Below are 11918 nucleotides of genomic sequence, written 5' to 3' on the forward strand. Positions count from 1 at the left end.
TTAAAATACTATTATACTTAGTTATCGGAAAAGGAGCTTTTATTTTATGATCATCATCAAAGTTGTGAATTTAGGTTTACGGTTTCTATTAGAGCTTTGCATCCTTGCTTCGCTTGGCTATTGGGGATTTCATTTAGATAAAGGAATGCTGATAAAGAGTTTGGCTGGCATTGGCTCCCCATTAATCGCAGCTATCCTATGGGGCATTTTCGTTTCTCCGAAAGCATCGATCCCCGTTTCTCCTCCCCTTCAGTTTATTATTGAACTAGCCATTTTTATTACCGCCATAACGGCTCTTTATGCTTCCGGCAAACATTCTTTAGCCCTTACTTTTGCACTTCTTTATATCCTTCATCGCATTGTAGTATTCATTGGCGTCTAGCAGGTCACGTTCACATCTGCGCAAAAAGCATACCTTCTATTACAATTATTGTATAAGCAGTCAAACCTTTCGTTGGTATGTTCAAACAAGTACCTGAATGAAGGTCAAACGACCAGCCATGCATCGGACAAACCATTTCCCCGTATTCCATTTCTACCAGAGCACCCGCATGCGGACACTTACGTGAAACTAATCGGTACGAATCCAGATCCGAATCTTTCAGAATCCAGTATTTCTTGTTCTCAATGTCGATTTCCACGGGCATATTGCGAAAGGTTTGCTCAGAGCCCAATAGGATCTCTCTCATTTTACTCCTCCTAACAGGTAAGTAGATTTTAAACTGCTATCAGTTTACTGCAATCCACCCCGCTTTACACACAATTTCCCACAATGTTCAGACAGGACATCCATAATCTCTCGGTATAGTAAAGAAGTAAGGGAAACACATTCCCATCCATTACATAAATCGAGAGGAGTTTTCAACAATGAAAACACAATTTAAACGTCGCGCAAGTCAAGTTAGTCTTCTAGCCTTCATGGTAACCATGGCCTTCGGAGCTGTCGGTGCTTCTGCAGCTGATTCCAACACCGAAGCAAAAACAACCATCACTGCTGCCGCATCCACACCAGCCATGACTGCATCAAGCAGTTTTCGGATTTTCTCCAGCCCATCCAATTTGCTCGTGCAACCCGCTCATCAAAACAATTATTTGAAGCTTCTTGCAAGCACCTATGCCCCTGAAACCTTAACGGCGTGGAAACAGGCTTTGGAGGAACGAAAGCAGCTTGAGAGCGAAATGCCTAAGATGACTGCTTTAAGAAGTGTAACTGTACAGGCTAAGGATGGTTTAGTTAAACAAGATGACACTATTGTTCCAAACGCAGTTAGCAAAGACATTGTCAGCGTTCCTGCAATCCCCGCCGTCGAGCTGTCCGAAGGGACTCTCTCCTCTGGTAAACAACTAGTCATACAAAGACTGACAAAGGATGGAGAAAGCGCTCCGGACATTGTCCAAGCACTTCCATTTGAGGGCGTGGTGTCCGATGGTATAATGAATGCTGAAGCTACAGAATCCCTTAAACGTCAACAAAAGCTGGCCGAAGCCGTAGAAGCGGATGACGCAGCAACCATTAAAAGCTTATTGCCTGAGCTGCTGAAGGATTATAAAAGTGAGACAGACTCCATTCGCACGATGGCCAAAAAACTAAAAGACTTAGCAGAAAAAACAAAGGCAGAACCAACAGAAGAGTCCAAAAAATAGATGAAATCGGCTGTATGAAACCGGTGGAACCGCTCGCAAATTTTGCGAGTGGCTCCACCTTTTCCCCATCCCGGTTAAAATAGAAGGAGTTCACGCCAATGTATCACATATTTCTAGTAGAAGACGAAGAACATCTGAGGGGCCTGTTAGCCGCTTATTTGGCAAAAGAGGGGTGGCAAGTGCGTTCGTTCGCTGACGGAACCTCAGCAAGATCCGCCATAACGGAGCGGCCGGACTTGTGGGTCCTCGATATTATGCTTCCCGGAGTAGACGGCTACCAACTCATGCGGGAAATAAAAGCAGATCGTCCCGCACAACCTGTCATCTTCATCTCCGCACGTGATGCGGATATTGATCGCATCGTTGGACTGGAATTAGGCAGCGACGACTATTTGGCGAAGCCGTTCCTGCCACGAGAACTCGTCATTCGTACACGGAAGCTGCTGGAACGCGTCTATGGAAGTCACTTCGTCGGAACCCTGCCTGCGGCTCAAGAACGACGCACCAAGCTTGCCCTTGCGCCATATCTCATTGATGAGCTAGCTCGTATCGTTACCGATGATCATGGACTTAAACTGGATTTAACGTCGAAGGAGTTTGAACTGCTTCTTTATTTCGTTCATCATCATGGACAAGTATTGGAACGCGAACAAGTACTCACTGCAGTTTGGGGGATAGACTACTTCGGAACGGATCGTGTAGTCGATGACTTGGTGCGGAGGCTTCGGAGAAAAATGCCGGAGCTTCATCTGGAAACCGTATACGGATTTGGATATAGGATGGTGAAATCATGAGGATGCGTTTGGCCAATTGGCCGCTTGTTTTGAAATTATGGGGAGCTTTTGCCGCTCTCACGCTATTTATTTTCATGCTGCTCGCTCTCTTACTGCCTTGGACACTAAAAGGCTTCTTCACAGAGCAATTGTATGATATTTTACTTGATACCCAAAGCGGTCTCAATGTGCAAAGCACTATGGCGTTACCAATCTTACCCGCTCCGCTATTATCGATAACATCAAGTACGCTCGCTGTCCCATCAACTGAAAGACGCATTTACCCAGCACCAACAACTGAATCAGGACAAGGTCCAATTATGGGGGAATCCGTGCTAACAACTCAAATCATTGCTCCTTTGGAAGGTACATGGGCCGGGCCTGCCATCCGACATTTTATGATCAATGGTTCTACAGAGTCGCAAGCAGTTGCCTCTACATCTTTCGTGAGTGAACCCTTCATTTCCGCCATGGAAAAAGATGCCTTCACCCAGCTCCTCCCTGTCGAAAAATACACTCGCAGTATAGATAACAAGAGCATCTTCTACGTTATTCGCAAAGAACTGGTGCAAGGACAGCCTAATTTCATCGTTTCTTATGCATGGGGCAATTATCGCAACGATCTGGTCATGACCATGTTTGTCAGACTCATGCTGTTGATGGTCAGTCTAATTGTATTTAGCTGGCTCCCCTGCTTGGTCATCGCCCGCTATTTCACACGTCCCCTCGTTCAAATGGAAAAGCACATCGGACGTTTAGCTGAGCGAGACTGGCATGAGCCGTTGGAAACAGGCCGTAAAGATGAGATAGGCCGACTCGCAAAAGCAATTGAAATGATGCGGCAGCGACTCGTGAAGCAGGATCATGCGCAGCAGTTTTTTCTGCAGCATACTTCTCACGAGTTAAAAACGCCGGTTATGGTCATCCGCAGCTATGCGCAATCCATTCAAGACGGCATATTCCCAAAAGGAACCTTGAACGCCAGTGTAGGCGTTATTATGAAGGAAGGCGAACGACTTGAGAAGCGTATTCGCGACTTGCTGCTACTGAACAAGTTGAACTATTTGACCGCCAGAGAAAAACCATTTCAACGCTTCGATTTAAATGCTGTCATACAAGATGTCGTGGAACGCCTTCGCTATAGACGGCCTGAAATAAACTGGGAGATAGATCTGGCGCCCGATACGAACATGCTTGGCGATCAAGAACAATGGAAAGTTGCCTTGGAAAATATGTTCGACAACCAGCTTCGTTATGCTAAAAGCTACATTCGCATTAGCATGAAACAATCCTCCGGCCATCCGGTTTCAAAAGTTGGCAGCTCTCTTCCGAGACTTCAAATAGGCAACGACGGGCCTCTTCTTGACCCTACTATCGCGGAAAGTCTGTTCGAGCCCTTCCGTTCGGGAGGAGACGGTCAATTCGGACTCGGTCTTGCGATTGTGAAGCAAATTACCGAGCACCATGGTATGAGCATACGAGCAGTCAACGGGGCTGATGGCGTCTCATTTTTTATTGAGCCTCAAGAAAAGAAACCCGCCTCCACTCGGAAAAACGAAAGCGCCTGAAGTTTCTTACACACCTAAAATGGTTGCAAAAAAGCTGGCATCGCAAGTAACGATGCCAGCTTTTTTATAAACATTAGTGCTTCGCTTTGATTTCTTCAAGCGGCTTATGATTGCCGTATTTCGGATACTCGCGTTTGGTAGGAGCAGCCCATGTTACTGCATTGCTGATCACGCGGCGAATTTGTTCATTGTAGTACGTACGGTACGTTTCGTGACCAGGACGGAAATAGAAGATCTTCCCGTTGCCGCGGTGGAATGTGCAGCCGCTGCGGAATACTTCTCCGCCTTCGAACCAGGAAACGAAAATAAGCTCGTCCGGTTGCGGGATATCGAAATGCTCACCGTACATTTCTTCTGCTTCCAGATCGATGTACTCGCCGATACCTTCCGCAATGGGATGACTTGGCGCCACAACCCATAGACGTTCCTTCTCATCCGCTTCGCGCCATTTGAGATCGCAGCCTGTCCCCATCAGCTTTTTGAAAATTTTGGAGAAATGTCCGGAGTGAAGTACGATAAGCCCCATGCCTTGCCATACGCGCTTTTGAACGCGTTCTACGATTTCATCCTGCACTTCTTCGTGGGCTTTATGTCCCCACCAAATGAGCACATCGGTGTTATTCAAAACCTCTTCGGATAAACCATGTTCCGCGTCATCCAAGGTGGCATAAGTCACATCTACATTGCTCAGCCCCTCGCCGATTGCTGTGTGGATACCATCCGGGTAAGCTGCACGTACGATTTCACTCTCTTTTTCATGACGAAATTCGTTCCAAACGGTAACTTTTAGCTTCTGACCCATTTCTTGTTCCCTCCAAAATAGCGTATTCATTCATACCTTGAGTATAGCTACACTGCGCTTCAAAATAAAGATAAGATTGTGCCTTATTCTTATTCAATAGTGTCCTTGCTTTCAATAAATGATATACTTATTATTGATTCAACTTAACGTTTAATACCTTTATACGTATTCAAAAATGTCTTTCCATAGAGAGGTACGCGTAATTATGGAACCTATACACAGCTCTTTTTCCGAGATTGTGAATGAAGAGGTCATTTATCAAAATCCGCTGCTCTTCCTGAAAATTTGGGAGATCAGTACCCTAAACCCTTTTTGCAGCATACCCGACCCTTGGCCGTGGCATTATCACAAGCAGGTCGAGTTTCTAGCTGTGATTGAAGGTCAACTGGGTATTCAGACCAAAGATGATTATACCTTACTGTCCTCAGGTGACGTGATGGTGCTAGGCTCCTCACAGCCTCATCGAACATTAAAGCAATCCCCCGATGCCCTGAGACAAATCGTATTTCAGATTGATTTGACACAGCATTTTGATCTCGGAACAATGCCCTATATGCACTTTTTCTCCGAACTGACGCATCCTCTCGAGCCCTTCAACCAACTATTCCGACAAGACGAGTCGACCAAGCAAGCTGTATACAACCTTATTATGCATATATATGAAGAATCTCAATCGCGCAAAATCGGCTATGAGCTTGCGATCAGCGCAGCGATTAAAAATATGCTGCTCTTGCTGCTGCGCAATGACAGTAGGAATTTGACCAATTTGTCAGAAGACACCGGTCTCTCCCGCATCCGTCCTGCACTTGATTACATTGATCAGCATCTGAGTGAGAAAATTGCCGTAGAAGACGTCTGCGGTTTACTGAACCTAAGCTACCATTACTTTATTAAATATTTTAAAAAAGTCATGGGACTTTCTTTCGTGGATTATGTGAATTACAAAAGAATTAAAAAAGCCGAGCGTCTCCTTTTAACCAGAGACCTCAGCATTATGGAAGTAAGTTTCGAAGTAGGCATTCTCAATATGGCTCAGTTCTACAAGCTATTTAAGCGGCATAATCAGTGCTCGCCCAAAGAGTTCAAACAGCGTATGCGCAGCCAGTCAAGCTTAACGCCATTGCTTGCTTAGTTATTGTTAGGCATCATCCCTTATCATTTAGCCTTTTGGCCTTTCTCACCCGTAAGAAGGATAAAGCATACAATCGCTCCTAGTTCCAATACAGCAATGATAATGCCTAGTGGAACAGCAGTTTGGCTGCCGCCGAGGCCGACTAACGGCGCAACGACTCCTCCCCCGATAAAGGAGAGTAATCCCAGCAAGGCAGCCGCGCTGCCTGCTGATTTCCCTTGATTTTGCAGAGCAAGGGAAGAAGTGGCGGCTGAAACGGGTCCAACGCTGGAGACGATGAAGAAAAAGGCTACTAGGATGGCATATAGCCCCAAACCTGCAAGCGTAGAGATAAGCAATAGCATACCTCCGAAGGCTGCAAGACCTAAACCTCCCGCAAGTAAACGGCGCTCACTCACTTTGCCAGCAAGCCGTCCTGTTACTTGACCGGCAATAATGATTCCAAGCCCGTTAACGGCAAAACAGAGGCTGAACATCTGCGGGGAAACACCAAAAATTTCTTGGAGCACGAAGGGAGATCCCGAAATATAAGCAAACATCCCCGCAAAAACAAGCCCTTGCGTTAATGTGTAGCCCATGAACATACGATCGGAGAGCAGACCACGGAACGTTCGCAGCGTTTGGGAAAATCCACCCTTGGCACGTCGATGAACAGGCAGCGTTTCTTTCAACCCAAAAACAACCGCAGCAAGCATGACCACCCCAAATAAGCTAAGAACGAGAAAGACACCGCGCCATGAGGTAAACTGCAAAATTTCCCCACCTATTATCGGCGCTAAGATCGGAGCCGATCCATTCACAAGCATCAATAGCGCGAAAAATTTCGTCAGTTCTACCCCTTCATACATATCTCGAACAATAGCGCGAGAAATCACGATTCCGGCAGCACCAGCCAAACCTTGTATAAATCGCAACCCCAGAAATAGCCAGATAGATGGCGAAAACATACAGAGGAGCGATGAAATCGCGTAAATAACTAGTCCGATTAATAACGGAATTCGTCTTCCGCGCACATCACTGACCGCCCCTGCAATAAGCTGGCCTAGGGACAACCCGAGTATACAGGCAGTTAAACTCATTTGAGTGAGCGACGTGTTCGTATGGAGATCGTTCGCTAACAGTGGCAAAGCAGGCAGGTACATATCTAGAGACAGTGGACCGAAAGAAGCCAGTGCGCCAAGCACCAACACGATCCATAACCTGGACGGACGGCCTGAAGAAAGGCTCGCTTGAGGTGCTATTTGATAAGACATCGCATATCACAAACTTTCATAAGTAGTTTATTTAAGCTACCATTGGGCGCTGTTTTTGTCTAGAGGTAGGCCGGGCATCGTCTTATAAAAAAGAATCCATCCCGGGATAATTGAAATCTCTTCACATCGTTCATACCCTTGTGATACTCCCATACAGCCAAACAGCTTGCCCTTTTTCATAACATGTACAAACGATTTATTTATCCTTCCTATCCGTAAAGAGGGCGGGAAATCGCTTTTGGAACGTCAACTAAACTAACTACGGAGCTTACTATGACAGCAATAGAATTTGTTTATCAAAATCCTCATACAGGCCGCCGCCAGGGCAGGCTTCTCTGCTCCGAGTAAACCGTTGGATATCCAGAAGATATAAAGCGAACTCCCCCTCTATCGAGGCTAATCAAAGATGAGTGACCACGTTCAGAGGTACGTTTTATCGCCAATAAAATGAACCTTTTTCAAGCCATGTTTAGAACTTATGCTACCACTCATGCAGAGATAAAATAGGCTCCAACACTATGTGTACCCTGGTGTTAGAGTCTATTCACAATGTTATTTTGGATTTTGAAATTTGTTATTTACCTTGGATTGCTCATCGCTTTTTGTTTAGAGTCTGAGGCAAAGTTTCTTTACGATGCATCGGTGTAGAAGGAGCATTTAGTGTTTCGCGGGAAATCCCCTTCAGGTTCGCCAACGTGCAAGGAACGCCAGCATTCAGCAGCTCTGAAAACCTGCGAACGTGCAGATTTTTTCAGTCAAATCGCCCGAAAGAGAGAAAACCTGCGAAAGTACAGCTTTTTTCAGCCAAATCGTCTGAAGAGGGGGAAACCTGCAAAGGTGCAGGTTTTCCCAGTTAAATCGTCTGAAAAAATGAAAAACCTGCAAAAGTGCAGGTTTTTCACGCGTTGCCTTCCTGAAATCAAAAATGAGACCCAAATACATGTATGATTGCAGGAATATCCAATTAGGTAGTATTCAAAGAACAAAAAGGTGTAGTATCGCAGGTTTACCACCATTGCAACCCACTTTTTACGTCTGGGACAACCTCTCTGTCCGTTTACTTCGTTACCTTGACCGTCAACTTGTCACTCGAAGTAACGCCACCTGCATTCACAAGATCAGCACGGTATTCGTAAGTACCAATCGCTTTTCCGGTAATCGTTGACACAGCGCTTTGAGCATTAGGTGTTACAGCTTGCAAACTCTTTGTCTCGATTAACTGGCCGTTCTCATATAGACGGTATTCCGTTGCATTTGTTCCCCACCATAAGTTCATCGTTACTTTGTAATTGCCGTCTCCATCCCAGTTATCGTGTGATAATACCGCTTTACCGGGCGAAGCATCTGTGACATTAACCACGAGTGGCTTACTAGTCGTAACACCGAAAGAGTTAATAAGTTCACTTGTATACGTATAAGTGCCATTTGGTTTTCCTGTCACATCAACCTTTGCACTCTGTGCAGCAGGTGAAGCATCCGTCAACGTCTTCGTGCTGATCAGAACACCATTTTCATACAGCTTGAACACGGAGCCATTGTTTCCCCACCACAGGTTCATCGTTACGGTAAAGTTGCCATCCTTTAGTCCATTCGCATATCCGCTATTGTCGGAAAGATCAGGCTTCCCTGGTACGCCATTGGCAAGAATCAGCGCCAATGGGGTTACTTTAAAGGCTGCTGATCCTTGAACTACATTACCGGCAGCATCAAGGACGCTATACGTTACTGTATGCGTACCTAACCCCAGGCTGCTTGCTTGAATCTTTTGTCCACTGCTAATGATTCCGCCATCCAGCTTCAAGGTTTGTGAAGCTACACCAGACAGTGCATCTGAACTAACCAGATCAAATTGGAACGTATCTGCATAAGTTACATCTGCAACTGTATGTCCGGATTGCGTTAAATTTGCCGTCGGCGCTGTTTTATCCAGTTTAACCTGCAAGGATTTCCCTGTTTCTACATTACCAGCTGCGTCAGTGGAGTAATAGGATACGACATTCGTTCCTTCACTTTGAATGGCAAACGGAGCTGTGTAAGTTTGTTCCGTTCCACCGTTGATCGCGTATTTAGTCGTAATTGCACCCGCACGATCATCCACAGCAGTCAATGTAACAGTAACATCTTGGTTATACCAACCTTGTTCGTTCGCTGATCTTGATACAACAGCAGTCGTTACAGGAGCTACTCGATCAGCCGGAACCGTAAAGTCGCTTAATCCTCTTGGTTTCAGCTGGAAGACTCCCTTGAAAATGGCCGCAATACCTTTGATATTAATAGCTTGTCCAGCTTGGTAGGGGAATGTGCTTTGCGTTAAACCCGTGCGAGCATCTACACGAACATGCGTGCTCACCGTACCATTCCCGGCATCGAACTCAAAAGATCCTGCCGGTGTTGCGCTCGTAATATTGCTGATGGTGACATTACTCAGTTCCACCAATTGTCCTTGATTGTCATTCGTTACATCCGTGACAGCCAAGGCCGTAGGAACGGCTGACGTGCCCGTTTTGGCAATTTCCACAGGGTCTGTCAGTTCTAATTCTGTGTTATACAGCGCCGTTGGCGCTGTTACCTTCACGGTATCGCCTAGATGGAAACCGCTCAAGCTTTGGAATACATAAATGCCGCCTGTCGTATCCTGTAAATAGAAAGCTTGTCCGCCAAATGCGCCAGGCTCTGTCGTAACGACACCTTCCAGGGTGACAAGCGTGCCTGCTGTTTTACTGCGGGCTTCCGCTACCGTGATTTTGGCAGGAATCGGATTCTGCTCTTCCGGCAATGGTTCTGCTGGAACATTCCCGATCGTAACGCTCTCCGTCTTCAGGTTCGTACTGTTTTGGCGAAGTCTAAGATTAGCAGCCGCTGCCGTTCCCGGCTTAATCCGTACGTTTAAGTCTTTATAAGCGTGACCCCTAATATCGGAGGTTAAGCTGAATGAAGAGCTATATCCATAGGCGGTAGGCCATGTTCCGTCGGCATTTTGAATCATGGCTACCTGAGTCCCGCCGGTCACCAAGTAAACACCTGCATTAAATCCTGTAACCGTCGTAGCCGCGGGAAGATTATCGATGACTACACGCACTTGAAAATCTTGGGCATTCGGCAATGTTGATTGATGTACGAAGCTGTAAGCAGCACTTGCAGTTGCAGCAGGCCCGCCATAGGAGCCGGCTTTGAACGTGCTGCGATCATACCATTTGTAACCTGGATCCGGCGCAGCCCAAGGCTCTGGCTGCGGTTCAGTAGAAGCCGCCGGTTCCTCAAAAGGAAACAGCACCGTCGGTTGATCAAGCTGCAAACCGCTTACTTGGGTAAAGTTCGTGTAGCTCTCTTTCTTAGCCAACCAATTTACGGTGTTAACCAGCAATACGCCATCGTCCTGCTCTTTAAATCCATCATAGGTTGTTTTCTTCGCACCTGTATCTTCACGCAGATACTTAGGAGTCGCATCTTCAACAGGAGAAGAATCCCCAATGAACGCTGCCTTCCCCGCTCCTGACTTGGAGATGGCGACGTAAGGTCCTTCTTCTATGCCTCCGCCATTGTACACACCCTGATCGACTGCATTTGCCCAAGCCTCATTCGTTTTTGGCAGATAAACAATCCCTTTGGCCTTGGTTGGGTCAATAATCGCTAGCGTCGATCCTGCGTGCATAGCTACCGTACTAACACCTGTTGTAATACCGAAGGTCTGATTGGGAGGCACGATTTGATTTGCCATAATATCGCCTAACGCATTGTAACGGAAACGCAAGCCAAACTGCTTGGCCAACCAGTCCGAACTGGCTACATCCTGCATCGCATAAGAGGCGCTCTCTTCGGCGCTCATTCCTTTAGCCGGGTTCGTCCATGCTCCGCGACGGTACCCATTAAATACTTCAGAACCGTCCCAACGGTTTTTGTTGCGGTCTGCATTATAATGATCCGCAATGAAGAAGATGCTGCCGCCTCCCTGAACATATTGTTCCATGGCTGCTTGCTCACTTGTTTTATAAGGAACATTCGACTCCGCGACAACGAACACATCATAACCGCTCAAATCGCTAAGCGTGATGGGTGTTGTTTTACGCAGCTCTTTGACATAATAACCATTATTCGCTAATGCATTGGCAAAATCTGAAAAGCCTCCATCAATGACCCAATCGGCTGCTCCTGCGGTTTGTTCATGCGTGTTATCAAATAGCACTTTCTTGCCTGCATTCTCATTCACCACTTTGGCTTCAATAAATGGAGCCGGATCCGTTGGTCCCTCTGCCATAACGGCTTGCCAACTACTTGTCACCAAGACTTGCAGCGGTAACGCCACTGTTAAAGCAAGTGCTGATTTCAATAGTTTTGCTTTCCATCCTGCAAATGTACCCATTATATTCCTCCTCAAAGTTTGTTGACATAGAGTTCTATGAATCTATGATCATCTCCATTTTAGCAGAAGCCAAAAGGGAAAAGTGATATATTTTTGTAAACATAAGGAAGTTTGTGCAAAGTGACATTGCTTCCGAATACCGGTACAAAACTTCAACGCACATGAGTCTGGAGGATGCAATCTGAGAGGACTTTGTCGCCCTTTTTCCTTCTTACAGAGCCGCTTCTAGACTCTGCTCCCTCTGTAACGCAGAAAATGAAGTTAGACTACTAGATGGACACACCGAATTGATATAATAGAAAAAATATCAATGTAAAGCGGAGTGTGTAAAATGGGAGAACAGCGGCAGCGTTACAGTCAAGAATTTAAAGAACAAGCGGTAAAAT

Annotated in this window: 9 protein-coding genes; 5 read left to right on the forward strand and 4 right to left on the reverse strand. The window is 46.1% G+C overall.

All coding sequences use genetic code 11. The features are described 5' to 3' along the window. Positions 1–46 precede the first annotated feature (46 nt). Positions 47–382 (forward strand): YrdB family protein, encoded by a 336-nt coding sequence (locus FU659_RS29405; RefSeq protein WP_147950828.1) that lies wholly within the window; start codon positions 47–49, stop codon positions 380–382. A gap of 10 nt (positions 383–392) precedes the next feature. Here FU659_RS29405 and FU659_RS29410 read toward each other — a convergent pair whose 3' ends face one another. Further along, positions 393–689, reverse strand: a complete 297-nt coding sequence (locus FU659_RS29410; protein ID WP_147950829.1) for a Rieske (2Fe-2S) protein — start codon at positions 687–689, stop codon at positions 393–395. A 178-nt stretch (positions 690–867) separates the two neighbouring features. Here FU659_RS29410 and FU659_RS29415 point away from each other — a divergent pair, with 178 nt between their 5' ends. The 3 genes from FU659_RS29415 to FU659_RS29425 all read left to right on the forward strand — a co-directional run bounded on the left by FU659_RS29415 (position 868) and on the right by FU659_RS29425 (position 3985). Further along, the gene (locus FU659_RS29415; RefSeq protein ID WP_147950830.1) at positions 868–1644 is read left to right on the forward strand and encodes a hypothetical protein; all 777 of its coding nucleotides are present in this window, start codon (positions 868–870) and stop codon (positions 1642–1644) included. A gap of 98 nt (positions 1645–1742) precedes the next feature. After that, positions 1743–2438 (forward strand): response regulator transcription factor, encoded by a 696-nt coding sequence (locus tag FU659_RS29420; RefSeq protein ID WP_147950831.1) that lies wholly within the window; start codon positions 1743–1745, stop codon positions 2436–2438. Then, on the forward strand, positions 2435–3985 hold the full coding sequence (locus FU659_RS29425) for a HAMP domain-containing sensor histidine kinase (RefSeq protein WP_261808134.1): 1551 nt from the start codon (positions 2435–2437) through the stop codon (positions 3983–3985). Before FU659_RS29420 ends, FU659_RS29425 begins: the two co-directional genes overlap by 4 nt. Before the next feature lie 73 nt (positions 3986–4058). On the opposite strand, the gene FU659_RS29430 is transcribed toward FU659_RS29425, so the two are convergent. Continuing rightward, complete coding sequence (locus tag FU659_RS29430) at positions 4059–4787, reverse strand: ThuA domain-containing protein (protein ID WP_147950832.1); 729 nt, start codon at positions 4785–4787, stop codon at positions 4059–4061. 205 nt (positions 4788–4992) lie between these two features. Here FU659_RS29430 and FU659_RS29435 point away from each other — a divergent pair, with 205 nt between their 5' ends. After that, positions 4993–5919 carry a helix-turn-helix domain-containing protein gene (locus FU659_RS29435; RefSeq protein WP_147950833.1) on the forward strand — a complete coding sequence of 309 codons (927 nt, stop codon included), beginning with the start codon at positions 4993–4995 and terminating at the stop codon, positions 5917–5919. A 23-nt stretch (positions 5920–5942) separates the two neighbouring features. Here FU659_RS29435 and FU659_RS29440 read toward each other — a convergent pair whose 3' ends face one another. After that, on the reverse strand, positions 5943–7172 hold the full coding sequence (locus FU659_RS29440; protein ID WP_147950834.1) for a multidrug effflux MFS transporter: 1230 nt from the start codon (positions 7170–7172) through the stop codon (positions 5943–5945). Positions 7173–8229: 1057 nt separating this feature from the next. Continuing rightward, positions 8230–11532 (reverse strand): OmpL47-type beta-barrel domain-containing protein, encoded by a 3303-nt coding sequence (locus FU659_RS29445; RefSeq protein ID WP_261808135.1) that lies wholly within the window; start codon positions 11530–11532, stop codon positions 8230–8232. Positions 11533–11918: the final 386 nt, after the last annotated feature.

Source organism: Paenibacillus sp. N3.4 (assembly GCF_008017805.1).
Taxonomy (GTDB): Bacteria; Bacillota; Bacilli; order Paenibacillales; family NBRC-103111; genus Paenibacillus_E.